Below are 26,184 nucleotides of genomic sequence, written 5' to 3'. Positions count from 1 at the left end.
GGACCGTATGTTGAATAGAAAGTATTTATGGCTTATACTTGTTGCATATCGCAAAGTTTCTTGTAATAACCGTTTAGAGCAAGCAATTCATCATGTTTGCCACGTTCTACAATCTCTCCCTCGTGTAGCACACATATCTCATCTGCATTGCGGATGGTGGATAGGCGATGGGCAATAGCAATTGTCGTACGGTTTTTCATTAAGTTTTCCAATGCTTCCTGTACCATCTTTTCAGATTCCGTATCAAGGGCGGAGGTTGCTTCGTCCAATATTAAAATAGGAGGATTCTTTAAGATGGCGCGCGCTATACTGATACGTTGACGTTGTCCGCCGGAGAGTTTTCCTCCACGGTCGCCTATCATCGTGTCGTAGCCATTTTCGCTAGCCATAATGAATTCATGCGCATTAGCTATCTTGGCAGCTTCGATTACTTGTTCCATCGTAGCATTTTCTACTCCGAAAGAAATATTGTTGAAGAATGTATCGTTGAAAAGAATAGCTTCTTGATTGACATTTCCCATCAAACTCCTCAGATCTAACAGGGTTGTATCTTTTATATTGATACCGTCTATCAGGATTTCACCTTCCTGTACATCGTAGTAACGGGGAAGCAGATCAACAAGGGTCGATTTGCCGGAACCGGATTGTCCTACCAACGCAACGGTCTTTCCTTTTTCGATGGTAAGGTTCACATGCTTCAATACCCATTTGTTCTCATATTTGAAAGAAATATCCTTGTATTTTATTTTTTCTTTCAATGAGTCGATATGTACCGGGTTGCTACTCTCTTTCATCGTGTTTTCTGCAAGGAGAATCTTATCGATACGTTCCATTGAAGCAAGTCCTTTCGGTATGTTGTAGCTGGCTTTCGAGAACTCTTTCAAGGGGTTTATCAGGCTGTAGAGCATTACCAGATAGAAGATGAAAGAAGGAGCGTCGATAGATGAGTTATTATGTAAGATAAGTGTACCTCCAAACCAGAGTACAATGACAATGAGTACAGTGCCGAGAAACTCACTCATCGGATGCGCCAACTGCTGACGGGTATTCACACGGCTGATGGTGTTGCGATAAGTGTCGTCTGCCTTGACGAAACGGCTGGCCATTTTTTGTTGGGCGTTGAATGCTTTGATGATACGCAAACCGCCGAGTGTTTCTTCTACCTGAGACATTAAATCACTCCATTGTGACTGAGCCAGTAAAGATTTCTTTTTCAGCTTTCTACCCACGGTTCCCATCAACCACCCCATACCTGGTAGTACGATTAAGGTAAAGATAGTAAGCTGCCAGCTTACAGCTATTAACGTGCCGAAATAAGCGATGATAAGAATAGGATTCTTAAACAACATATCCAGCGAGCTCATGATGGAGTTTTCCACTTCTTGTACATCTCCGCTCATACGGGCTATGATATCTCCTTTTCGCTCTTCGGAGAAGAAACCGAGAGGAAGTGACAGTATCTTTTTATATAATTGGTTGCGGATATCACGTACCACGCCGGTGCGAATGGGTATAACCATTGCGGATGAAAGGAAATAACTTCCAGTTTTCAAGAAAGTCATAACGGCAAGAAAAAGTCCTAGAATAAGCAGGGTGGTACTCTCTCCGAATTGCTGGATAAGGCTGGTTACGTAATAGTAGAAATTATTAATGGCAATATCTTTCATACTTACAGCCGAATCCCATGGGATATATGTGTAAGTATCGTTGGATAACTTAAACAGTATCTGCAAGATGGGGATAATAAGTGAAAAAGAAAAGATGTTTAAGATTGCCGACAGGAAATTAAATACGATAGTAAGGACTAAGTATCTTTTATAGGGAGAAACAAAACGTTTCAGAATAAGTATAAATTCTTTCATCATATAAATTTATGAAAATAGTAAGGGCGCAAAGATAAGAAATAAACGGTGAACCGTAAACTATAAACGGTAAATAGTGAATATCTATCCGCTATTTACCGTTTTATGAGTTATGCTTTTTCTCTTTTCATCTTCATCTTCATCTCTTTATATCGCTCGAGTATATCTTTTCTACTTTGCAGTATCTGCCAGCGATATACCCAGCAGGTGGTGATGAAATAGATGCCCGCTTGTAACCAAAGTGCCTGATACTCGGTGCTTACCTCACTCAATGTGGCCCCCATACTGTTGATTCGCACGAATCCGTTGATACCGAATGTTGAGGGGAATATATAGGAAATATACCTCCAGAAATCGGGTATGGCAGCTCCGGGCCATGAAATGCCGGAAATGAATAACAATGGAACGGATGTAAATACGAATATCAGCATACAAGTTTCACGGTTACGTATGGCTATCGAAGCAGTCATGGCAAAGAAAATACATGCAGACAAGTAAGGAAGCATGAATAATATCAGTGTGGCAGGGTCAGCTATTTGTACCAGATTAAATAGCCGCGGTACAACACAGAGCATATAGACTGTAACGAGAGCATAGACCATATAGTAACTTAATCCTTTTCCGAAAACAATACGGAGTGTTCCGTTATAATGTCTGTTGATCGGAATCAGATTCTTGAAACGGTTGTTCTCACGTGCTGTCCCTGCCGACAATCCTACACCGAGCAATAATGTCTGCTGAATGATAAGCATTAATACTGCAGGGATAAGAAAACTGGCAAAACCATTCTGGGAATTGAATAAAGCAATGTCTTCATACTCAATCGGCTGTGTGGTTATTTCATCCTGTTGGTCGGTCGTATTTCCTGCCCGCATGACCTTTATGTCTTTATTCATATCCAATGATACGAATGTATTGGCGGAAAGAAGACTCTTGTAATAAAGCAAACCGCTCATGTCGCAATAGATACTTACGTGGGTTTGAGTACCTTTCGCAATATCACTGCTGAAGTCTTTCGGTATATAGATGATGCCGTATGCCAATCCTTTTTTCATGATTTCTTTGGCTTCTTCCATATCTGAACTGTATGCTACTATTTTAACATCAGGCGAGGCATCTACTTTTCGCAGATATTCCCGGCTTAGTGAGCTTCGAGAGTCATCCACTGCTACGGCAGGCACATCCCTAACCACTTCATTTGTATAAATGAATGAATAAAGGAGTGGATAGAGTAGTGGTACGAGCACGAAGAATATCAATACCCCCTGATCTTTGAAAGTACTGCGGAACTCCTGTTTCCAAATATAGAACAGATCGTAGATACCTTGTTTTGTCTTTTCTTTAAATGATTGCTCTTTCATTGTTATATATTAAGGTATATACTTATAATAAATCATCGCTTCTTTAAGTCGGTTCATAATAATGAATGGCAAGAACAGAAATAATAGTAATGCCAAATAAGAGAACCATGAATAGGCCATACTGTATCCGTTCAATGCCTGATCTACATAAATCAGAAAATAATGCCTGAGCGGGAACAAGTTGGATAAAGCCTGCAAGGTTGGATCCATAGCCATGACCGGAAATGAGAATCCGGAAATGGAAAAAGAAATAACCCCCCAAAGTGATGCGAAGCTAAGTCCTAAACGTAAGGTTGGCAGCATACCTATCATAAATACTCCGCAGGCTTGTGAAGCCAGTACCATCAGCAGCGATGCCAATATCATCGGGAAAATACCGCTATTGCATGGGAAGTGCAGGTATCCGTATAGATACACATTATAAAAAATACTCATAATGAAAAAGATGATTGTTTGTGGCAACAACTTTCCCCATAAAGAGACGTACATTGAGTTATGTCCCATCCGTAACCATTCCCGTGAGGTCTTCTCTTTCAATTCGACTCCGATGGAGTAAACGGTCGTCATGAAGATCAACAACATCAGTATTCCTGGTAATATCGTGTTACACAAATAAACGGAATAATTCAGCCACGGATTGTTAATGGCATGTGTATCTATGACAATCGGTTGCAAAAACGACATTGCTTCTTCTTCCGTTGCCCCTTTGGCATATAGGCTGGCACGACCTACCGCTCCGCTTGCCAATTCGGACATCATTTTCATATCACGAAACAATAACGAACCGGCTATCAGGTAAGAGTTGTTGGTGTAAAATGAAATCTTCGGTTGGCGACTGCTGACAGCATCTTGCGACATATCCTTCGGAATATAGAAAAAACCGTATATCTTTCCTTCTTGTACTGCGATACGCGCTTCGTCGAAACTTTCATAATGGGCTACAATATGGGTTTGTTGGAAAGCATCGAGGTTGCGGATGATATTACGTGACGTTGACGAGTTATCTAAATCTACTGCACCGACAGGTAAGTCTGTGGGAAGTCCCGAATCCATCAGCGTGGTAAAGAAGATATAGCAGAACAACGGAGCCAATACCATACAAAAGAGATATAGCGGTCTTGACACGAGGCGTCGACATTCGCGCTTCATGACAAGCCAAAGGCAGATATGCTTCTTTTGTTTCTTGTTCATATACTTTATTTCTTAATGATAACCGACATTCCCGGACGTAGGTTCTCAACCGGTTCCATGGGAACACCGCGAACTTCAAACGTTTTCAAATCGAATTGACCGGTGGTTTTTGTTGCTTTCCATGCAGCATAAGTACCTAAGTCTTTCATGTAATTTACTTTCAATTTGATGACTTTATTATCCAATGCCGGAACGATAGCTTCGAATTCTGCTCCCATAGTCAGATCTTTCAGTAAATCTTCACGTACGTTGAAGCTGATCCACATATCATAAAGTTCAACGATATTCATAATCGGTGCGCCTGTTCCGACGAGTTCTCCCATTTTAGGGAATATTTCGGATACCTCACCGTCTGCCTGTGCAATCAAATACGTTTCCTTAACATAGGATTGAACTTCGGCTACTGCACCTTTTGCACGTTCAACTAATGCGGCGGCGGCCATCTTTTCTTCACGTTCCGCACCGTTTTTGGCCATTGTGTATTGTGCATCGGCTGCTTTTTCCGTAGCAATGGCCGCATTATATTGTGCGGATGCTTCATCCATTTTCTGGGCAGACATTACACCTTGTTCATATAACCTTTTTACTCGGTTGTATGATTTTTCGGCAATTTCTCTTCCTGCCTTTGCTTTTTGCAACATTTCATAAGCTGCTTGTATCTGTTCACTACGGGCACCCTTTATCGCTTTTTCGTTTTGTGCCTGTGCTGCGGCTTCAGCAGCCTGTGCCTGTGCCATTTTAGCCAGAATGTCCGGAGCTTCGAGGATGGCAAGTGTATCTCCTGCCTTGACTTGTTCTCCTTTTTTAACTTTAAGTTCAAGTATACGGCCGGGCACTTTACTTGATACACGGTACTCTGTTGCTTCAGCTTGTCCTTGAATGATTTCAGGTCCTTTTCGTAACATGAAGAAACCTACTAAAGCGACTAATGCAATAACCCCCAGCAAGGTGAGGAATGCGAGCAGCATATTACTGTTTTGTGATCTTCTCTGTGATGTCATATTTTTATGCTTTTAATTATTCGTTTATAATATAGATTATTATTGCAGTGTACCCAATGCTTTCTGCAAGTATACTTCTGTCAGTTTTACATCAATCTGCGCATCGATTTTTTCTGATTGTGCGGAAAGCCATGCCGTATGCGCTTCTAATACATTACTGGGCGGAATGACTCCTTCTTCAAATCCTAAAGTTGCGTAACGCAGATTCTCGTTTGCTTTTTCCATATTTTTCTCTGCCATTGCGAGTTTCTTGGACGCTTCATTTACTTTGAAAGCCGACTGATTGACCTGTAATTCTATCTTTTCTTTAGCATCGTCTAACTGGTAGCGGGCAATACGTGCTTCGGCTTTGGCAGCTTTTACTTTGTAAACGCCTTCTCCCCAGTGGCAAATAGGGATTTTGAGCATAACTCCGACATTCCACATCCCCTTGAATTTATTTTCGAAACTATTGAATACAGAGGGATTAGTTACAATATAATTTCCCATTAGTGCGAGTGACGGGAGATGTTCAGACCGAACTACATTTACTTTTTGGTCGTAAATGTTACCGGCTAACTCCAGACTTTTTAATTCCGGGCGATTACTGAAAGCCATATCCATATCAATATCAGGGTTCGTGCTTTGCACCGGTAAATCTTCCAGTGTTTCATCTGCAAGCCGGATGGGTGTTGTTAAATCAATCCCGCATAACTGGCATAATAACATTCTTGCTAAACTCAAACCGTCTTCTACTTTCGTTAAAGTCATTTCAGCTTCGTTTACCTTGACTTTTACGGATAATCCGTCGGCTTTTGTTGCCACACCTTCTGCTATCATTTTATCAATATCACTGTCTAGCTTTTGAAGTAACTTTAAGTATCCTTCCGCCAGATTCTTTTTGTTGGCTAAAGATACAACTTGCCAATAAGCCTGATCGGTATTAAGTATAACTTCCTGCATACCGGAATTGTGCTGCGTTCTTGCCAATTCTTCTGCATATTTGGTTATCTTATTGTAAGCTCTGATTTTACCTCCCATATATAGAGGTTGCGTTAAAGTAATCGCTCCTGCGTATACATTACGTGTATCCGTGCGGAATGCATCTACGATAGATGTACCTGCCGCATTGAGCGGATTAACCAGGTCGATAGAAGTTAAAGCTCCGACCATTTGCATAAAAATAGGGTTCTGAGCTAAGGAAGGATTGCCTTGCATTACTCCTTGTATTCCATTCTGTAATTGGGTTTGAACGGCGGTTCCCATATTGCTGAGTCCGCTTTTCTGATCATCGTTCAATAATGAGAATTCTTTTTGATTTCTCATATAACTTCCCATCGCAGAAATTTCCGGAAAATAGTTGGTAAATGCAGCTTTCTTTTGGTAGTGTGCCGCATTGATTTTCTCGCCTGCTATTTGCAAATCTTTGTTATTTGAAATAGCCAATGCTCGACAACTATCTAACGATAAAACATTCTGCGAATTCAATGAAATAGACATACTCATTAAAAACACTAAACCGAATAATTTTCTCATCGTATCTTATACATTATAAAGGTAATACTTTATTTTATGTGCATTTATTACATAGTTTGATTTAATGCACGTCTGTTTTTATAATGTGCATACACAATAATTGCACATGCAACGATGCAAATGTAGAGTGAATCTATGAATCCACAAAATGATTTAAATATTTTTTTGAAAGAATATCTAAAGCAATAGACGGAAAACTATCGTTGACTTGAATTATATTTATACGGACTATTTCAACTTTTTCTTTAGAAGACCGGTAAATCTCCCAAGAAAAGTGTAAATTTGCACAATTATAAAAGGAAAACAATTATGTCGTGTATATTACATATTGAAACTTCTACATCGGTATGTTCCGTTTCTGTTAGTGAAGACGGATTATCAATCTTTTCGAAGGAAGATCACAACGGACCTTCACATGCAGTCTCTCTGGGAGTATTTGTGGACGAAGCATTATCGTTTGTGGATAGTCATGCGATGATGCTTGATGCGGTTGCTGTCAGTTGTGGGCCGGGTTCTTATACCGGATTGCGTATTGGAGTGTCTATGGCAAAAGGAGTTTGCTATGGACGGAATATACCCTTGATAGGTTTGCCTACGTTGGAAGTTCTTTGTGTGCCTGTGCTTCTTTATCATGAGTTGCCGGAAGATGTTTTGCTTTGTCCGATGATTGATGCTCGACGTATGGAAGTATATTCTGCTATATATGACCGTGCGTTGAATGTGAAGCGTGAGATTGCGGCTGATATTGTGGATGAAAGTTCTTATTTGAACTTTTTGGAGGAACATCCTGTTTATTTCTTCGGTGACGGAGCATTGAAGTGTCGTGATAAGATAACACACCCGAATGCTCATTTCATTGAAAATATAGAGCCTCTTGCTCGAATGATGTTCCCGCTTGCCGAAAAATGCGTGGCAAAACAAGATTTTAAAGATGTTGCTTACTTTGAACCTTTCTATTTGAAAGAGTTCGTTGCGTCTAAACCTAAGAAATTATTGTAATACATATATAATATAGAATGGAATATAACACTCAACAAAGGAGGTTACCTCTTCCCGAATATGGCCGGAGTATTCAAAATATGGTAGATTATGCCTTAACAATCGAAGACCGTGCCGAACGTCAACGTTGTGCAAATACAATTATTAATATTATGGGAAATATGTTTCCCCATTTGCGTGATGTACCTGATTTTAAGCATAAGCTATGGGATCATCTGGCTATTATGGCAGATTTCAAGTTGGATATAGATTACCCTTATGAGATTATAAAAAAGGATAATTTGTATACGAAACCGGACTCTTTGCCCTATCCGAAAGGAGGAATACGTTATCGTCATTATGGACGTACATTGGAAAAACTGATTACTAAAGCTGCGGAATATCCGGAAGGAGAGGAAAAGAAGCAGCTGATAAGTTTGGTTGCCAACCACATGAAGAAAAGTTTTATGACTTGGAATAAGGATATTGTAGATGACCGTAAGATTTTTGATGATTTGAGAGAGTATTCCAAGGGTAACATTGAACTGAATGAGGATGATATAAAGTTGATGGAGCAACGCACGTTTGTTCCACGCAAGGCTCGTCCGGCTATGAATAACAATAATAGAAGATATACGAAAAATAATTAATCAGTCTTTAATCGCTAATACTACGAAATATGGCTTCATTTATAATCGAAGGAGGGCACAAGTTGCATGGGGATATTTATCCGCAGGGTGCGAAAAACGAAGTCTTGCAGATTATTTGTGCTACATTGCTTACTGCCGAAGAGGTGATTGTGAATAATGTTCCGGATATTCTCGATGTAAATAATCTCATTCAGCTGATGCGTGATATGGGTGTCACTGTTTCCAAAATGGGAGTGGATTCCTATAGTTTCAAAGCTGAGAACGTGGATTTGGCGTATTTAGAGAGTGATGAGTTCTTGAAGAAATGTTCCAGTTTACGCGGATCGGTAATGTTGATCGGTCCAATGGTTGCACGTTTTGGTAAAGCGATGATTTCCAAACCGGGAGGAGATAAAATAGGTCGTCGTCGTTTGGATACTCACTTCGTGGGTATACAGAATTTAGGAGCCGATTTTAAGTATAATTCGGAAAGAGAGGTCTATGAAATAGTTGCCGATGAATTGAATGGAGCTTATATGCTATTGGATGAGGCTTCTGTAACAGGTACGGCAAATATAGTGATGGCTGCCGTACTTGCCAAAGGTAAGACTACGATCTATAATGCAGCTTGTGAACCATACTTGCAACAGCTTTGCAAGATGCTGAACCGTATGGGGGCGAAGATTAGCGGAATTGCTTCTAATTTGATAACCATTGAGGGAGTGGAAAGTCTGGGAGGCACTGTGCATACCGTGTTGCCCGATATGATTGAAGTAGGTAGTTTTATAGGTATGGCGGCTATGACCGGCAGCGAACTTACTATCAAGAATGTGTCTTATGATAATCTGGGCATTATTCCGGAAAGTTTCCGTCGTCTGGGTATTCGTTTGGAGCAACAAGGAGATGATATATATGTACCTGCGCAGGATAGTTATCAGATAGAGTCATTTATCGACGGCTCTATTATGACGATTGCGGATGCTCCCTGGCCGGGATTGACACCGGATTTGCTTAGTGTGATGCTGGTAGTAGCTACACAGGCAAAGGGTAGTGTCTTGATTCATCAGAAGATGTTTGAAAGCCGCTTGTTCTTTGTGGATAAACTGATAGATATGGGTGCGCAGATTATACTTTGTGATCCGCACCGTGCTGTGGTTATTGGTCATAATCATGGTTTTACCCTGCGTGGAGGTAATATGGTATCACCGGATATACGTGCAGGAATTGCATTGCTGATTGCTGCCTTGAGTGCCGACGGAACAAGCCGTATTCATAATATTGAGCAGATAGACCGGGGATATCAGAACATTGAACAACGTTTGAATGCGATAGGAGCACGTATTACACGTATTTGATAGGCTAATGATAAAAACAGAAGAAGTATATAAAATAGGTGTTTTCAATAAACCGCATGGTGTACAGGGAGAGGTGTCTTTTACTTTTACCGATGATATTTTCGACCGTGTGGATTGTGATTATTTGATTTGTCGGCTTGATGGGATTTTCGTTCCTTTTTTTATAGAAGAATACCGTTTTCGCTCGGATACAACCGCGCTTGTTAAGCTGGAAGGAGTGGATACGGCGGAGAAAGCCCGTATGTTTACCAATGTGGAAGTCTATTTTCCTGTGAAGTTTGTTGAGGAAGTGGATGACGAACACCGACAGTTGGCATGGGAGTTTTTCGTGGGTTTTAAGGTAGAAGAGATAAGGCATGGGGAATTGGGACTGATAACCGATGTTGATGACTCCACTATTAATACTTTATTCGTAATAGATCATAACGGCAAGGAATTGCTTGTTCCTGCCCAAGAAGAATTTATCCTGAAAATGGATGAAAAGAAAAGATTAATGACGGTTCAGCTACCCGACGGTTTGTTGAATCTGGATGAAATAGAAGAATGTCAATAAACTATACACTAGGCGAAGAAGTTGCCAACTCGGTTTCACATGGAGTGGGGATTATATTTGGTATTGTAGCCGGATTTGTTTTAATGAATGTAGCCATACAAAGTGGTAACTCGTGGGCTATAGGTTCTGTGCCGCTTTATTTATTTGGTATGCTTGCCTCTTATGTTAGTTCTACCTGGTATCACTCTTGCATACACCATCCTGAAAGAAAGGCGCTACTGCGCAAGTTCGATCATGCTGCCATTTACCTGCATATTGCCGGGACTTATTCGCCGATAACACTTGTTTTATTGCGTAACTCCGGTGCTTGGGGATGGGGCTTGTTCATATTCGTATGGCTTTGTGCTGCTGTGGGATTTCTTTTGAGCTTTACCCGATTGAAAGAGCATAGTAATCTTGAGACAATTTGCTTTGTTGCGATGGGCGCTTGCATATTGATAGCTTTTAAACCGCTGATGAGTGTTGTCGAGCCATCTGGACATATGGATATTGTTTGGTGGATTATTGCAGGAGGAGCCTCTTATATAATAGGTGCACTGTTTTATTCTTTCAAAAATGTGAAGTATATGCATTCGGTGTTTCACCTCTTTTGTCTGGGTGGCAGTATTTGTCATGTAATAGCTATTTATGAAGCACTTCTGATTGCCTGAATTTACTGGCTTTAGGGCTTATTCTATCCCGAAACGGATAATGTTTTTTGAAAATAGTAATTGAAAGTTTTCCAAAAAGGAAAACTTTTTTTCTTTAAAAGTGGAACAAGTTATCCGAATATCTGTTATATTTGCATCGGTCATTGGTACTGAAGCTAATCTTCAGGAAGAGGGAATATCGTGAAAACCGATAACAGTACCCGCTGCTGTGATTCTTGTAGAACTCAGACATTAAGCCACTGCAAACACTTGTGGGAAGGCGTTGTGAGGGAAAGATAAGTCAGAAGACCTGCCAGTGAAGAACAAATGAATATCTTAGGGCTTTCGGGAGTTAAAGCAAAAGTAAGTGTTATAAACGTGAAGTATTCGGATACTGTTCACGTTGAAATAGTCCGCTCACTTTCCCCGAATTTATTATCACTAAGTTTTCCAAATTGTTCAACCGGGAGCAATAGATCGTTTTACTTAAATAATATAGGATTATGAATTACGCCGAGATTTGTATCATTAAAAGAGATGGGAAAAAAGAGGACTTCTCCATTAGTAAGATTAAAAATGCCGTAACCAAGGCATTCAATGCTACCGGAATCACGGATGAAGAGAAACTTATAGCGGATATAACCATGCGCGTTATCGGAAATTTCACCAAACCTACCATATCCGTAGAAGAGATTCAGGATTTAGTAGAGCGTGAACTGATGAAAGTACGTCCGGAAGTTGCGAAAAAATATATCATCTATCGTGAATGGCGTAATACCGAGCGTGATAAGAAAACACAGATAAAACATATCATGGATGGCATTGTTGCGATAGACAAGAACGATGTCAATCTTAGTAATGCTAATATGTCCAGTCATACTCCGGCAGGGCAGATGATGACTTTCGCTTCGGAAGTAACGAAGGATTACACTTATAAATACCTTTTGCCGAAACGTTTTGCCGAAGCTCACCAGTTGGGTGACATACATATACATGACTTGGATTATTATCCGACAAAGACTACGACTTGTATCCAGTATGATTTGGAGGATTTGTTTGAACGCGGTTTTCGTACAAAGAACGGCAGTATCCGTACGCCCCAATCTATACAAAGTTATGCTACTTTGGCTACAATTATCTTCCAGACCAATCAGAATGAGCAGCATGGCGGCCAGTCTATTCCTGCATTTGATTTCTTTATGGCGAAAGGTGTGCGTAAATCTTTTCAAAAACATTTGGCGGGATTACTTTGCTTCTATTTTAGTATGGAAGATAAAGATTGTGATGAGAAAGCGATAAAGACGTTGGTAAAAGAACACCTGACCTCTGTTGAACCGGAAGAACGTGAAGTGGAAACATTGCGGATGGCTTTGGTCACTTTACGCATTCATATCGAGAAGGCCGAAATCCAGAAAGTTATAAAGAAAGCCCGGCAACTTACCCGCAGGGATACACATCAAGCGATGGAAGGATTTATCCATAACTTAAATACAATGCACTCCCGTGGAGGTAATCAGGTGGTTTTTAGTTCGATTAATTATGGAACGGACACTTCGGCAGAAGGTCGCATGGTAATGGAAGAATTGCTGAAAGCCACTATTGAAGGGCTTGGCAGCCGTGGTGAAGTTCCGGTCTTCCCGATTCAAATCTTTAAGATAAAGGATGGCGTTTCTTATTCGGAAGAAGACTATAAGAAAGCAATGGAGGATTTTGATGCGGCTATGGAAGGAAAGATGACGTTTTCCACTCCGAACTTTGATCTGTTCTTGAAGGCTTGTCGCACCACTGCCAAAGCGTTATTCCCTAATTTCATGTTCCTTGATACTCCGTTCAATCAGAATGAGAAATGGAAAGCGGATGATCCGCATCGTTATAAGTATGAATTGGCTACGATGGGTTGCCGTACACGCGTGTTTGAGAATGTGGCGGGAGAAAAAAGTTCTTTGGGACGTGGAAACCTGTCGTTTACAACGATGAATATGCCTCGTTTGGCTATTGAAGCACGTATCAAAGCAGAGAATTTGGTAGAGAATACCAAGAAAGATGCTATCGAGCAAAAGGCGAAAGAGTTGTTTCTTGCTTCCGTACATGAAATGGCCGGGCTTATTGCCGAACAGCTTTATGCCCGTTATCAGTATCAGCGTACTGCTCTTGCGCGTCAGTTCCCGTTCATGATGGGGAATGATGTTTGGAAAGGCGGTGCCGGTATCGACCCGAATGAAGAAGTGGGCGATGTGCTCCGTAGCGGTACGTTGGGCATCGGCTTTATCGGCGGTCATAATGCGATGATGGCATTATATGGAGAGGGACATGGACATAGCTCCAAAGCTTGGGATACACTTTATGAAGCGGTGCAAGAGATAAATAAGGTGGTAGATGAATATAAAGCGAAATATAATCTGAATTACTCGGTTCTGGCAACTCCGGCAGAGGGTTTGTCCGGACGTTTTACACGGATGGATCGCCGCAAGTACGGAATAATACCGGGTGTCACCGACAATGATTATTATGTAAACTCTTTCCATGTAGATGTAAAAGAGCCTATCGGTATGGTAGAAAAGATAAAACGTGAAGCTCCCTTCCATGCCGTTACGCGTGGCGGTCATATTACCTATGTGGAGCTTGACGGTGAAGCGCAGAAGAATGTAAAAGCGATAGCGAAGATTGTGAAAGTGATGCATGATGAAGGTATTGGCTATGGCTCTATCAATCATCCGGTAGATACTTGTAACGCTTGCGGTTATAAAGGTGTCATCTACGATAAGTGTCCGGTTTGCCAAAGTGAAAATATACTTCGTATGCGCCGCATCACCGGTTATCTGACGGGAGATTTAAGCTCGTGGAACTCTGCGAAACGGGCGGAAGAAAAAGATCGTGTGAAGCATCATTAAGATGAACTTGTTATACACATATCCCGAAACGATTGTAGATGGAGAAGGCATACGCTACTCCATCTATCTGGCGGGGTGTGCTCATCACTGTAAAGGTTGTCATAATCCGGAGAGCTGGAATCCATCTGCCGGAATACCTTTGACGGAAGATATGATTGCAAACATTATTGGTGAGATAAACGGTAATCCGTTATTGGATGGAGTTACTTTTTCCGGCGGAGATCCGTTCTTTCATCCGGAAGAGTTTCTTGCATTGGTAAAACGTATAAAAGAGAGTACCGGGCAAAACATCTGGTGTTATACCGGATATACGTATGAAGAACTTCAGTCTCGTCCGGAATTGGCGGCAATTCTCCCTTATATAAATGTATTGGTGGATGGTAAATTTGAGAAGGATTTATATTCTCCCTATCTGGAGTTTAGAGGGAGCAGTAATCAGCGGATTATAAGGATTAAATAGGCAGCATTATGCAGTTTCTTTCCCTATCATTCATCCTTCAGATTCCTTGCATTATATTGATATATAGTTGATTATCCTGAAAGATGGAATCCTTCAGCCGGTTGTCAGGCATAAATAAGCATCTCTTTTGCCTGAAACTTCTTTTAAGAGAACATTCAGGATAACGAACTGATAGCCAGTCGTGATATGTAGAACTGAAGGATGAAAGAAGAATGAGGATAATCGGAATTCATGAGGTTTATAAAAACGATCTTGATGTTTTTTACAAACACCTCGATGTTTTTTTCAAACATAGGGTTGATTGAAAAAAGACATCAGGTCGTTTGTTGACAAAGGTACGGTCGATTGATTGCAAACTCCTATCGTTTGTAATCAATCGACCGTACCTTTAAAAGATGAACCTCATTATGTCATTGAAGTTTGCCCAGAGAAGCAAACCGAAGAGGATAACCATTCCCGTCATTTGTGCATATTCCATGAACTTATCGCTGGGTTTGCGACGGGTAACCATCTCGTAAATAAGGAATAAAACGTGTCCTCCGTCTAAAGCCGGGATAGGCAGGATGTTCATGAAAGCAAGAATGATGGATAAAAATGCCGTCATGGACCAGAAGCGGTACCAATCCCATGTCTTTGGGAAAATACTTCCGATTGTTCCGAAACCTCCCAGACTGTTGGCACCTTCTTTGGTGAAGACATATTTCATATCGCTGACGTAGCCTTTCAGTGTGTTTACTCCCAGCATTATTCCCGCAGGGAATGAACCGAAGAAACTGTAATTAATATCGATAGGCTTATAGATCTGACTTGGAGTCTTGGGGGCTACACCTATCATATAGGCAGAATCTGTGGCTAATGAAAGTGTATCCACTATTCCGTCACGGGAATAGATCAGCGTGATTTGACGCATATCCGTGCCGTCGGCATTTCCTGTTTGTTCTTGCAGTTTGCGAAGGGTTCCGGTGAACTGTCCCCAAGAGGTAACCGGTTTACCGTTTACCGCAAGCACTTCATCGCCTTTTTGTAATCCTGCTAAAGCAGCAGGACGGTTAGGGATAACGGAATCTATCAGGTTTGGAAGCCGGTAAGTGACAAAAGGTTCGGCATCTTTGGTTATCTCCAGTAAACTCATTTCCGGAACATATACCGTAACCTCCTTGCCATCACGGAGAACGGTTACTTCATTGGCTTCAATAATATTGCGGAGCATATCCATATTGAAGCGTTCCAATTTCTTTCCGTCGGCGGATAAAAGGATGTCACCGTCTTGGAAACCGATTTTCTGCGCGCGTTCGCTGAATTCCATTCCGTAAGTCATGTTTTCCAAAGGTACATAAGAGTCGCCCCACTTGAAAAGAATCATGGAATAGATAAACAAAGCTAAGAGGAAGTTGAACAGTACACCGCCGATCATTACCATCAGACGCTGACCTGCCGGTTTTGAACGAAACTCCCACGGCTGCGCCGGTTGTTTCATTTGTTCGGTATCCATTGACTCGTCAATCATTCCCGCTATTTTTACATAACCTCCCAGAGGCAACCATCCTACGGCATATTCTGTCTCGCTTTTCTTTGGCTTGAACTTGAATAAAGTAAACCAAGGGTCAAAGAACAAGCAAAACTTTTCTACTCGAATTTTGAACAGACGGGCAAAAAGAAAGTGTCCTCCTTCGTGAATAATGACCAATAATGAAAGGCTCATTATCAACTGTAGGGCACGAATTAAAAATGTTTCCATTCTATTAAACTGTTGTTTTTATGTTTCTACTTATTATAATTTTCGTTTATATTAATAATTGCGCCACACGCCTTGCTTCGGCATCTGTCGCTACGTAATCATCATAGGTAGGATGCTCTATATAAGCAACCTTGTTCATTGTCTTTTCAATAATATCGCTCATTTCCAAGAATCCCACTTCGTCATGCAGAAATGCTGCAACCACCACCTCATTGGCGGCATTGACGATACATGGCATATTACCTGCTTGATGCAAGGCTTCGTATGCCAGTGCCAGATTACGAAAACGTTTTGTATCGGGTTGCTCAAAGGTCAGGTCGGTGCACTTGGTAAAGTCCAGGCGCTCGAATGACGATTGAATGCGATCCGGATAAGAAAAAGCATACTGTATCGGCAAACGCATATCCGGCATTCCCAGTTGGGCTTTGATAGCCCCGTCCTCAAATTGCACCATGGAGTGAATAACCGATTGCGGGTGTACCACCACTTCTATTTGCTGAGGCTGCACACCGAACAACCATTTTGCTTCGATAACTTCAAACCCTTTGTTCATCATCGATGCGGAGTCTATTGTTATCTTAGCTCCCATTTCCCAGTTCGGATGCTTTAAGGCTTCCGTTTTTGTCACGTAAGCCAATTGCTCCAGCGTACAAGTCCGGAAAGGTCCGCCCGATGCTGTAAGGATAACCTTTTCAATCGGATTACCGATTTCTCCTGCTAAACATTGAAATACAGCAGAATGTTCGGAATCTACCGGTAGGATAGGGGTTTTATATTGTTGAGCTAATTCATTTATCAGCTTTCCGGCTACAACCAGTGTCTCCTTATTTGCCAAAGCGATGGTTTTGCGGGCACGTATGGCACTGATCGTAGGTTTCAAACCGGCATATCCCACCATTGCCGTCAAAACTATATCTATCGGTTGGGCTTCGACCACTTGTGCCAGTGCTTCTGCTCCGGCATATACTTTGATCGGTTGGTTTTCCAACGCCTCTTTCAGTTGTGTGTATTTGCTTTCGTTGGCTATGACTACTACTTCCGGTTGAAATTTCAGAGCTTGTTTTATCAGAAGTTCTACCCGGTTGTTTGCAGTGAGTGCATACACCTCATATAAATCCGGATGCTCGGCAATGACTTCCAAAGCCTGTGTGCCGATAGAGCCCGTAGAACCTAATATTGCGATTTGTTTCTTCTTCATAGTCTTTCTCTCAGAATACAATGTATTTTTCGGGGTTCACGGCACGTCCTTTGCGCCAGAGTTCAAAGTGCAGATGCGGTCCTGTTGTTAATGTGCCGGTATTCCCTACCAGCGCAATCGCTTCGCCGCCTTTTACCTCGTCTCCTTCTTTCTTCAAGAGTGAACCGCAATGTTTATATACAGTAATAAAATCTTGTCCGTGTTGCACCTCTATCAAATATCCGGTTTCTGCGGTATAAGTGCTTAAAATGACAGTTCCGTCAAGTGCTGCCAATACGCTTTCATTCGGAGTCGCTGCGATGTCTACACCGTAATGACGGCTATTGGGGTCAAAATGCGACGTGAGCATTCCTCTGGTCGGACGATGGAAAATAAGTCCGTCCACTCCTTTATCTTCAGCGATGGAAGTCAGGTTATATTTTTCCGTTTCTTCGTATTGACGGCGGAACTCTTCCTCCCGTTGTGTGCGTTCCATTAATGAGTCTGCACGCATATTGGTCAATGAATCAATGGATTGTACCGTATCTACCTTAATCTTTCCGCTGAATATATCCTGAATGTTCATGATATACAGATTCTGCCTCTCTACCAATTGTTGTAACGAATCTACTTTCAGTGCGTTATCTACAATCTGGGCACGTACTTCACTGTTCATATATCCCGGCAGGTAGTTGCGGAGTGGAGTAAAGGCGATAATGGTAGCGGCAATAACGAAAATAACGGTAATAACTGTAAGGAGAACCGAAAGCCCGTTTAGTTTGGATACACGGATTCCCGCCACTTCTTCCAGCGTATTTTCATTGATGATAGTAAGCTTATATTTAAACTTTATGTTATTCCAGAAAGCTTTATTCCGTTTCTTTTTTGCCATAATTTGCACGTAACGAGCTACAAATGTAAGAAATTAACGCAAGGTAAGCTCTCTTTCTTTATTCATTTTAACGATTGGATGCGAAATTGATGCGTATACTCCCGTTATCTCCTGCAAAAGAAAAAGAGTGATTGGCAAAAACGGTTTGAATACTATTGTTATGAATGAGTTCTTCCGGTGTTCCGATAATGATTCCTCCCTGTTTTGGAGACATCAGCCAAAGTTTGTCGCCAGCTTGCAAGGCAAGATCCAATTCATGCGTGGAAAGAATGACGGCTTTGTTGGTTTCATTCGCCAATGTACGAAGTAAAATCATGATTTCTACACGGTTGGGCAGATCGAGGTGAGCTGTCGGTTCGTCCAGAAGTATCACGGGAGTGTCTTGTACAAGTGCTTTGGCTATCATGGCACGCTGGCGTTCTCCGTCTGACAATTCATTCAGAAAACGATTTTCGTAACCCTCTAGATGTACTTGTCCGATTGCCGTCCGTACTTTCTCTTTATCTTCTTCGCTTAGAGTGCCAAGCCAGTCGGTATATGGATTGCGTCCCATTGAAATAAGCTCGTAAACCGTCAGGTTATTGATTTCTACCTTATCCGTCAATACTAAAGCGATAAGTTTGGCTTTTTCTTTAAGAGACTGTTTTTGCAGGGGTAAGTCTTCAATATAGATATCACCTCTTAATGATGGTTGCAGCCCCGAAATACTGCGGAGTAAAGTCGATTTACCACATCCGTTAGGACCGATTAAGCAGACCAATTCTCCCCTGTAAACATTCAGATTCAGTGCTGTCTGTACAGGATATGAAGCCTTCTTCCGCTGGTAGCCGATAGTCAGCTCATGGGTTCGTATGATAAGCTCTTCTGACATGATGTGGCAAAGATAATGAAAGCTCCCGAAAAGCGGGAGAATTTAAGTATAATCTTATTTTTTCAGTATTCTTTCTATATAGGCGGCATCCAGCAGATTCACTGTTTCGAATTTTCCTTTATAGAATACACCCCAGTTATTGAATACACAGGGTAACTCCTTTGCTTTGTGCAATGTATCTACCTTTATGAAATCCACCGGAATCTCATGCGTACTGCAATACTGTCTTATCATGTCTACATTTTGATGGATATAAGGGCATTGCATATCGTAGTAAATGGTCAATACCTTGCTTGCAATACTTTGTCCTTTCGCATTCTCTGTAAATTTTGGAGTTGTTCCATCAAAGGAAAGTGCCAGTAATTCGTATCCGTTGTCAGTGGTGTCGACAACCTCAAAACCGAATTTCTTAGCAAAAGACTGATCGGAAAGCCATGATTTTTGCTTTTTCGCTCCAAGCATACAAACGCCGGACTTGCCTTTCTCTTTGGCGTCAGCCAAACAATACTCCATCAGTAATTTCCCATATCCTTTTCCTTTGTAACTACCGGTGACCCATAGACAATAAAGATAATAATAATTGTTGCCGGTTATGGGAACCCAAGCTGTTTCGAGAGGAGCATATTCGATAAAGACCGTAGCTTTTGCATTTAACTTTCTAAAGACATGACCTTCCTTTAGCCGGTCGGAAAGCCATTGTCGTTTCGCCTCTATGCCTTGATGGATTTTCTTACTGCGGATAATGCAGCATAAATGCTCATCGGTGAGGTTCTCTGTCGTTAGATTAATAAAATCAGTTATCATATATGGGAAAATAAGTTTATGTTCAATTATCCGTATTTCTTTTATTATGGTAGATTCGACTCAGCAAGTAGTGTGGTATCAGGCAATAAATCAGTTGCGGACGGGACCATTTGTAACATTGCTGAAAGAAAATCAATCCTGTCGCAATGAATAAACCGGCGCCGATGGCAACTTGCAGGGGTAACCATACAAGGGTTTCCGGTGGCAAAAGCATCGGAATTAATGCCAACGCTCCTACCGGTGCGAAGAATTTGCCGAGCCATTCGAATAATGTAAATAACACAATGAATATAAATAGTGCGACAACAGTTTCCGGCAGCCCTAAGTAACAGTAACCTATTAATTGAAAGAGGGTTCCGATCAATGCACCCGTCACTAGCAGTAAGATAGTCAATAGTGGACGGTTCCTGAATCCTGCTTTTGAATTGACGAACTCTACGTAAGCAACAATTAGCGGCGGAATAATGAAATAAAAGTTGGAGGTATATATTGCCAGGCAACAGATGACAAAGACTGAAAGTAATATAGAGAGCCAACGCAATACATCGGTTTTCCAATTGCGTTCCAAAGGTTCATAAACAGTAGCTTTTCTTAAATCATTTCCTTCCATCCATTTTTGAATTAAGACAATGATGAGGGACATTATGAAAACAGATAATGGGTAAATCCAGCTTTCTGTTTTTAATAAAACCGGTAAAATGCAAGCAGATATGAGCGGAAATAAAGAAGACTGGGTAAGCAGCAGGCATAATGCTGCGAACATGAATGCCAAAATCAAATTAAAGACCAATGGCAGGGAGGAGAACCTGACAATACTTATTCCGACGTACGCTCCGATAGTCATCAATACAGGCATTTGCCAACGTTTGATTCGCCATACCCGTTTGTCTACAATCCACATGCCGATAGTCAGAGCTGCCATTTCCGGGAAGATAATTTCTTTTTCTTTCAGTATTTCTGCTGTTCCTACCATTAATAGTATCATTAATAAAGCATAAATATATCTTTTCCTCTGTTTGGTGTCTCCGAACATTTTAGTGGGGTTCTCTATCTTGGAATCATTGTTCCGGTTTTCCATATACATATTATGAATTATGTTTGCCGGCAAAGATAATATTTTTCTTGTTGTCGGTTTTGTTACTTGTTAACAAATAGTTCTTAGCCGGTTTCGTCTTTGCGGATTTTGCCATATCTTTGTGTTGTAGAAATTAAGAGAACGACTAATGAAATGAAAAAAGTATATATGGTACTGACGGTTATTATATCGGTTATTGTAGTGTTTGGCATTGCTGCTTTACTAATCCTCAATCATCCCAGTTTCGGTAGAACTCCACGTGGTGAACGGTTAGAACGTATCAGCCGTTCTCCTAATTTTCGTGACGGACATTTTCAGAATATCCATCCTACACAACAGATAACATCCGATAAAGGGAAGTTTTATACGTTTTGGGAGTTCCTCTTTGGTAAAAAGGTACGCTTGAAACCGGAAACTACGATTGCTGCGCAGAAACAGGATTTACATCATCTGGACCGTACGGAAGATATATTGGTGTGGTTTGGTCATTCTTCCTGTTTTATACAGTTGGATGGCAAACGTTTTCTTATTGACCCGGTGTTGACAAATCGGTTTCCCGTTTCTTTCATGTTTAAACCTTTTAGAGGAACTGATATTTATAGTCCGGATGATATACCCGATATTGATTATTTGATTATTACGCACGATCATTGGGATCATCTGGATTATGGAACGGTGAAAGATATAAAGAATCGTGTGGGAAAAGTAGTTTGCGGACTGGGGGTAGGTGAACATTTTGAATATTGGGGATATGACAAGGACCGTATTCTGGAGATGGACTGGAAAGACAGCGTTTCACTGTCAAACGGTTTTCGCATAACCTGCTTGCCTGCCCGTCATTTCTCAGGAAGAGGATTGTCACCCAATAATACTTTATGGGCTGCTTTTATGTTGGATACGCCTACACAGCGTATTTTCATTGCCGGAGACGGAGGATATGATACTCATTTTGCTGAGATTGGCAAGACTTTTGCGCCGATAGATCTGGCTATCATGGAGAACGGACAATATAATAATGATTGGCGGTATATTCATTTGTTGCCGGAAGAATTGCAGAAAGCCGTTAAAGATATAAGTGCCAAACGGACGCTTACCGTACACAATTCTAAGTTTGCATTAAGTAGGCATACATGGGATGAACCATTGAATAATGTTTCCCGGATAATGGAAAAAGAAAACATAAACTTACTCACGCCGATGGTGGGTGAGAAAATCTATTTAAAAGACACCACCCAAGTCTTTACTAAGTGGTGGGAAGGTGATTAATGAATGATGAAGGAAGATCCACGTTAAAAAGTGGGGAATACTTCTTTGTTCAATGATGATATAAAAGAAATGCCAGGCATCCATTTATCGATTTTTTCGGCAAGTGTTTCTTCTTGCAAGGGATATTCCATGGACTTTAGTAATTTGAACTCTTTTGCATCAATAGCATAATATTGATTTTTGAATTCACCGGAGATATTGATTGTCCAGTCGAAAAGGTTACCGAAAATAGAAATTCGTTCTTTTTCCGGGTTAAATGATACTATAGGAATGGATTGAAAGGTGTAGCTTTTAGTCAGTAATGCATACAATTTGTTTTCTGAGTCTGTAAGAAACGCATGATATTTCCGATTTTTGAATTCAGTAAGGAATATATGCTTGATGCTTATATGTTTGGGCATATCTATTTTGCGTACGAAAGGACGTCCTTTTACTTGTTTGAAGTGGAATAATTGTCCTTCCTTATCTGTTAGCAGATAGCCTTCGTCATAATCTTTGCGCGTAGTCGGATTTCCCGATATAATGTTTGCAGGAAATCGAAATCCTTTTTTCAGTAATGCTTCTGTATATAATGCGCTTTTGGCGTTATCAATCTCATTACTTGCCATATCAATAAATTGTATTTCTTTCGAAGTAATACGGAACATATCATCCGGCATCTTTAGGTCTACACGTCCTGACATAGATTCTAGTAATGGATAAAGAGGAATCTTTTTCGTATTGACATCTTGCGGATTAAGACGGAAAATGAAGTTCTCGGTCTGGATTCTTTTAGGTGTTAATGCTATGTTGTTAAGCGTATCGGGAAAACGTCCGTCCGATACTAATTGGCGAAAATAGAACATTGGTAAGATACTGTCAAACTGAGCTTCGGTATAGCGGTTTCCTTTTGCATCAGTACGTATCATACCCTTGTCTGATTTGTCCAGAATAGCAAAATCATTGATTACTGAACTGTAAAGAGTGAAAGGACTTTTTTGAGGACGGGCTACAAAGAAGTTATAACTCCACGGAATAAGCCAAAATAGAAGTATCACAATAGTAGTATAAAATAATATTTTACTGAAACGTATTATGTTCATTTTAATTCTTTATTATTAGTTCTTAATAATTTCAATCCTGTTTCCCGGTTTTAAAGCGATAAACGGAAAGCATTGGCAATAGGCATATTAATAATGTGTAAACGATAAGTATAGGTAGGAAGCGGTTATATGCTTCGGGTACAGATGACAGGAAGAAGATGCGTAACACACCGGCAGTGACAAGAATATCTACAATTCTTCGTTTCCACGTAGGTTCAAGGCATATCCATGCTGTAAGTAGATAGGAGGTAATCCCTGCTATATACCACGGTAACGCTGTAAGTAGGATACGGCGCAAAAGTTCCGTTGTCATAATCTGTTCCAAATATGCGGAAAGTATAATATAATTACTGATAAAACATCCCGTCAATAAGAGTATACCGAAAAGAAGCATCCGGAATATCATCTGATAGTGTTGGCAAGGTAGATGTAAAGTTAGCTTTAACCGGCTTTGCTGCGTTTCCGGTACGAATTGTACGATAGCAAATAGTGTTCCGATAATCAGTGGTAAGTAGGTAAGCAGGTCGATAAATACAACGTCGCGCTCAAGCATGACCTCCCAAAGATGCCCTGCACCTTTAAAGTTGATAACACGGTTGATTTTAAGCAGGCTATAACTGACAAATCCCCATGAAATCAGTGTTGCCAGAAAAAAGTACCAGCGTGTTTTTATCCATTCTTTATAGAAAATAGCTTGTCTCATAATTCCGTTTAATTAATATTTTCCGGTCAGCCCGATAAAGGCATCTTCCAGATTTACTTTCTCATTTAGCAAATCACTGTATGGTATTTGTAGGGCTTTTAATCTTATTTTTACATCTTCCGGTGAAAGGAAAGAGAATGTTTCCACATGGTTACGAATGATGGACGGATGATAAAACTCCGGCCATCCCTTTTCGTCGAGTTCATATCCTTCCGGTATGGTAAAGGTATAGCGGCGACCCTCTTGTAAAAGTTCCTTTACCGGCTGTTGGATAAGAATCTTACCATAATCCAATATAATGCAGTCATCTATCAACCGTTCCATATCCTGAATGATATGTGAAGTCAGAAAAACGGATTTGTTCTCCGATTTGGCGAAATCATGTAGGTACTCGATAAATAAACGGCGGTAACCCGGGTCTAGTCCCAATGAGAAATCATCCAGAATCAACAGTTCGGGATTTTGTGCTAAAATTAATCCTAAAGCCACTTGTGAACGTTGTCCGCATGACATGCGTGAGATTCGTTGTCCCGGTGCAACCTTCAGTTTCTTCATCAGTTCATAGTAAGCATCTTTATTCCATTTAGGATAAAATTCTGAATAAAACTTTTCTATCTGAGTGATATTCATGAAAGTATATTGTACATGGCCTTCAATAAGTAATCCGATATTCCGGCGCAACAGCGGATTCATATTCTGAATATTTTCTCCGAAGATAAGACACTCTCCGGAACGTGGTTTCAGATATCCGCTCAGTATATTGATTGTTGTAGTCTTGCCGGTTCCGTTCTTACCCAATAGCCCAAGAATGCGCCCTTTCGGTACATTGAAACTCAGATTTTCGTAGATAAGTCTTTTCCCATAATAGTGGGTAAGATTTTTACATTCTATAATAGGTTCCATAATCTTTGTCTATTATATGATTTATTTTTCATCCACAAAGTAAGAATACCAGTGGGATAAGTATTCCGATTAATAATTCTATTCCTCCGATACCCCATAAACCTTTTTTCCCTTTGATGATTAAAAATCCGGTAAATGTGATTATGAGCAATGATACTGCAAAAATATCTGAGAACCAAGTCCACCAATGACCGGGATTATAGTGTAGACGTGTGATGGCACTTAGGAACGGACGTTTTGTAACACTTTCGTATGTCGTTTGTCCGCTATGTATATCTACTACCAGATTGGAACCTCCTTTCAGGAAAACTTTCATTATACCTTTTCGTGGAAAATAATGTTTAGTGTAATTCACTTCTTCACCGATTGGTTTAAGTAAAGAAAGCACATCTGTTTTTTTTATCTCTTCTTGAGAAGGCAAAGGTACTTGAACACGATATTCTTTTCGTTCGATACTGTAATTCAGATTAATACTATTACGATGGTTCATCACAATGCCTGATATGGCATATATAATGAGAATTCCGGCAAAGAAAAATGATAATTCTCTGTGTATGTTCCTGCTCCATCGGCGTAGGGTATTCATTGAAAAGTGCATTATTCTTGTACCTGATATTTTGTAGCTTCGATAAAGTAGAATGACAGATAGTTTTTACCTTCTTTTTCATTACGGTCTGCAATACGTTTGCGAAAGTTGGTTATACGTTCTTCCGGAGAGTTTACTGCTTCTTCCTGACGAGCTTTGCGTTCAGAATCACAACCTGCGGCACTATTTCCATGTTTCTTAGCAGTCTGTGCCTTTAATTTTTCTTCCCATTGTTGCAGATACGCCTCGTCAATACGTTGTTCTACCAGTTTTCCGGTAACTTCTACAATATTGTTCACACAGTTTTGACTGAAACTTCCTAATTCACCAGCTTCACAACGAATGGTTTGTGTATCATCGCTTCCCATTAGAAATATCTTTGTAGCTCCATGTTTGCAGGTATGTGTACACACGCCTTGTATGGTAACTTCTTTTCCTGAAAGTGTTTCGGCATTGGCAAGCAAGCTATCTATCTCCATGCCCTTGCTCTCTACTGCTTCAGCGGTTGTTTCTGATTTTGCTTGTTTGTTTCCACAACTTGTTATCGCGATAGCCAATGTCAGTATTGCGGCAAGGCTTATCAATTTGTAATTTCTCATTTTTTTTTTATTTTTTTTATTAAAGAAGAGCCTATATCATCAATGACATAAACTCTTCCGGAT

Annotated in this window: 24 protein-coding genes and 1 riboswitch; of the genes, 8 read left to right on the top strand and 16 right to left on the bottom strand. The window is 40.7% G+C overall.

Features of this window, described 5'->3' with window-relative positions; genetic code table 11:
- Nucleotides 1–32 precede the first annotated feature (32 nt).
- From DXB63_RS05230 to DXB63_RS05210, 5 genes are all read right to left on the bottom strand, one after another.
- Nucleotides 33–1,862 carry an ABC transporter ATP-binding protein gene (locus DXB63_RS05230; RefSeq protein ID WP_122125503.1) on the bottom strand — a complete coding sequence of 610 codons (1,830 nt, stop codon included), beginning with the start codon at nt 1,860–1,862 and terminating at the stop codon, nt 33–35.
- A 110-nt stretch (nt 1,863–1,972) separates the two neighbouring features.
- Nucleotides 1,973–3,223, bottom strand: a complete 1,251-nt coding sequence (locus tag DXB63_RS05225) for an ABC transporter permease (RefSeq protein ID WP_122125342.1) — start codon at nt 3,221–3,223, stop codon at nt 1,973–1,975.
- Nucleotides 3,224–3,232: 9 nt separating this feature from the next.
- Nucleotides 3,233–4,414, bottom strand: coding sequence for an ABC transporter permease (locus DXB63_RS05220; protein WP_122125341.1), 1,182 nt, complete (start codon nt 4,412–4,414; stop codon nt 3,233–3,235).
- A 5-nt stretch (nt 4,415–4,419) separates the two neighbouring features.
- Nucleotides 4,420–5,415 (bottom strand): HlyD family secretion protein, encoded by a 996-nt coding sequence (locus DXB63_RS05215; RefSeq protein ID WP_122125340.1) that lies wholly within the window; start codon nt 5,413–5,415, stop codon nt 4,420–4,422.
- Nucleotides 5,416–5,454: 39 nt separating this feature from the next.
- Nucleotides 5,455–6,930, bottom strand: a complete 1,476-nt coding sequence (locus DXB63_RS05210; RefSeq protein ID WP_122125339.1) for a TolC family protein — start codon at nt 6,928–6,930, stop codon at nt 5,455–5,457.
- Nucleotides 6,931–7,239: 309 nt separating this feature from the next.
- Here DXB63_RS05210 and tsaB point away from each other — a divergent pair, with 309 nt between their 5' ends.
- The 7 genes from tsaB (at nt 7,240) to nrdG (ending at nt 14,425) form a co-directional block, all read left to right on the top strand.
- Nucleotides 7,240–7,929: a tRNA (adenosine(37)-N6)-threonylcarbamoyltransferase complex dimerization subunit type 1 TsaB gene (gene tsaB, locus DXB63_RS05205; RefSeq protein WP_122125338.1), complete on the top strand. Its 690-nt coding sequence runs from the start codon at nt 7,240–7,242 to the stop codon at nt 7,927–7,929.
- Nucleotides 7,930–7,946: 17 nt separating this feature from the next.
- Nucleotides 7,947–8,558, top strand: coding sequence for a DUF4290 domain-containing protein (locus DXB63_RS05200; protein WP_122125337.1), 612 nt, complete (start codon nt 7,947–7,949; stop codon nt 8,556–8,558).
- Nucleotides 8,559–8,587: 29 nt separating this feature from the next.
- Nucleotides 8,588–9,892 carry a UDP-N-acetylglucosamine 1-carboxyvinyltransferase gene (gene murA / locus DXB63_RS05195; protein ID WP_122125336.1) on the top strand — a complete coding sequence of 435 codons (1,305 nt, stop codon included), beginning with the start codon at nt 8,588–8,590 and terminating at the stop codon, nt 9,890–9,892.
- A gap of 7 nt (nt 9,893–9,899) precedes the next feature.
- A complete protein-coding gene (gene rimM / locus DXB63_RS05190; RefSeq protein WP_122125335.1) occupies nt 9,900–10,445 on the top strand; it encodes a ribosome maturation factor RimM in 546 nt (181 codons plus the stop codon).
- A complete protein-coding gene (locus DXB63_RS05185) occupies nt 10,436–11,095 on the top strand; it encodes a hemolysin III family protein (RefSeq protein WP_122125334.1) in 660 nt (219 codons plus the stop codon). Before rimM ends, DXB63_RS05185 begins: the two co-directional genes overlap by 10 nt.
- 127 nt (nt 11,096–11,222) lie before the next feature.
- Nucleotides 11,223–11,407: riboswitch (cobalamin riboswitch) on the top strand.
- A 170-nt stretch (nt 11,408–11,577) separates the two neighbouring features.
- Nucleotides 11,578–13,965: an anaerobic ribonucleoside triphosphate reductase gene (locus DXB63_RS05180; RefSeq protein ID WP_122125333.1), complete on the top strand. Its 2,388-nt coding sequence runs from the start codon at nt 11,578–11,580 to the stop codon at nt 13,963–13,965.
- 1 nt (nt 13,966) lies between these two features.
- Entirely contained in the window at nt 13,967–14,425 is a 459-nt protein-coding gene (nrdG, locus tag DXB63_RS05175) for an anaerobic ribonucleoside-triphosphate reductase activating protein (RefSeq protein ID WP_122125332.1), read from the top strand.
- Nucleotides 14,426–14,813: 388 nt separating this feature from the next.
- Here nrdG and rseP read toward each other — a convergent pair whose 3' ends face one another.
- The 6 genes from rseP to DXB63_RS05145 all read right to left on the bottom strand — a co-directional run bounded on the left by rseP (nt 14,814) and on the right by DXB63_RS05145 (nt 20,985).
- Nucleotides 14,814–16,163 carry an RIP metalloprotease RseP gene (gene rseP, locus DXB63_RS05170; protein ID WP_122125331.1) on the bottom strand — a complete coding sequence of 450 codons (1,350 nt, stop codon included), beginning with the start codon at nt 16,161–16,163 and terminating at the stop codon, nt 14,814–14,816.
- Between the two features lie 46 nt (nt 16,164–16,209).
- The gene (locus DXB63_RS05165; protein WP_122125330.1) at nt 16,210–17,361 is read right to left on the bottom strand and encodes a 1-deoxy-D-xylulose-5-phosphate reductoisomerase; all 1,152 of its coding nucleotides are present in this window, start codon (nt 17,359–17,361) and stop codon (nt 16,210–16,212) included.
- Nucleotides 17,362–17,371: 10 nt separating this feature from the next.
- Nucleotides 17,372–18,232: a M23 family metallopeptidase gene (locus DXB63_RS05160; RefSeq protein WP_122125329.1), complete on the bottom strand. Its 861-nt coding sequence runs from the start codon at nt 18,230–18,232 to the stop codon at nt 17,372–17,374.
- A 67-nt stretch (nt 18,233–18,299) separates the two neighbouring features.
- Nucleotides 18,300–19,103, bottom strand: coding sequence for an ABC transporter ATP-binding protein (locus tag DXB63_RS05155; RefSeq protein WP_122125328.1), 804 nt, complete (start codon nt 19,101–19,103; stop codon nt 18,300–18,302).
- Between the two features lie 54 nt (nt 19,104–19,157).
- Nucleotides 19,158–19,907, bottom strand: coding sequence for a GNAT family N-acetyltransferase (locus DXB63_RS05150; RefSeq protein WP_122125327.1), 750 nt, complete (start codon nt 19,905–19,907; stop codon nt 19,158–19,160).
- Nucleotides 19,908–19,929: 22 nt separating this feature from the next.
- Nucleotides 19,930–20,985 carry an HPP family protein gene (locus tag DXB63_RS05145; RefSeq protein ID WP_369869580.1) on the bottom strand — a complete coding sequence of 352 codons (1,056 nt, stop codon included), beginning with the start codon at nt 20,983–20,985 and terminating at the stop codon, nt 19,930–19,932.
- Between the two features lie 150 nt (nt 20,986–21,135).
- Here DXB63_RS05145 and DXB63_RS05140 point away from each other — a divergent pair, with 150 nt between their 5' ends.
- Nucleotides 21,136–22,248 (top strand): MBL fold metallo-hydrolase, encoded by a 1,113-nt coding sequence (locus DXB63_RS05140; RefSeq protein ID WP_233522795.1) that lies wholly within the window; start codon nt 21,136–21,138, stop codon nt 22,246–22,248.
- 23 nt (nt 22,249–22,271) lie between these two features.
- Here DXB63_RS05140 and DXB63_RS05135 read toward each other — a convergent pair whose 3' ends face one another.
- The 5 genes from DXB63_RS05135 to DXB63_RS05115 are packed head-to-tail and all read right to left on the bottom strand — an operon-like array spanning nt 22,272 to nt 26,121.
- Nucleotides 22,272–23,324 carry a DUF4857 domain-containing protein gene (locus tag DXB63_RS05135; protein WP_122125500.1) on the bottom strand — a complete coding sequence of 351 codons (1,053 nt, stop codon included), beginning with the start codon at nt 23,322–23,324 and terminating at the stop codon, nt 22,272–22,274.
- Nucleotides 23,325–23,361: 37 nt separating this feature from the next.
- Entirely contained in the window at nt 23,362–24,033 is a 672-nt protein-coding gene (locus DXB63_RS05130) for a hypothetical protein (protein WP_122125326.1), read from the bottom strand.
- 12 nt (nt 24,034–24,045) lie between these two features.
- Nucleotides 24,046–24,936 carry an ABC transporter ATP-binding protein gene (locus tag DXB63_RS05125; RefSeq protein WP_122125325.1) on the bottom strand — a complete coding sequence of 297 codons (891 nt, stop codon included), beginning with the start codon at nt 24,934–24,936 and terminating at the stop codon, nt 24,046–24,048.
- Between the two features lie 28 nt (nt 24,937–24,964).
- Nucleotides 24,965–25,522: a PepSY-associated TM helix domain-containing protein gene (locus DXB63_RS05120; protein ID WP_369869579.1), complete on the bottom strand. Its 558-nt coding sequence runs from the start codon at nt 25,520–25,522 to the stop codon at nt 24,965–24,967.
- A gap of 11 nt (nt 25,523–25,533) precedes the next feature.
- Nucleotides 25,534–26,121 carry a hypothetical protein gene (locus DXB63_RS05115; protein ID WP_122125323.1) on the bottom strand — a complete coding sequence of 196 codons (588 nt, stop codon included), beginning with the start codon at nt 26,119–26,121 and terminating at the stop codon, nt 25,534–25,536.
- Between the last annotated feature and the right edge of the window lie 63 nt (nt 26,122–26,184).

This window comes from Bacteroides sp. OM05-12 (genome assembly GCF_003438995.1).
Lineage (GTDB): Bacteria > Bacteroidota > Bacteroidia > Bacteroidales > Bacteroidaceae > Bacteroides.
Note: the sequence above shows the minus strand (reverse complement) of the source record. Positions and strands in the feature narration are given on the sequence as shown.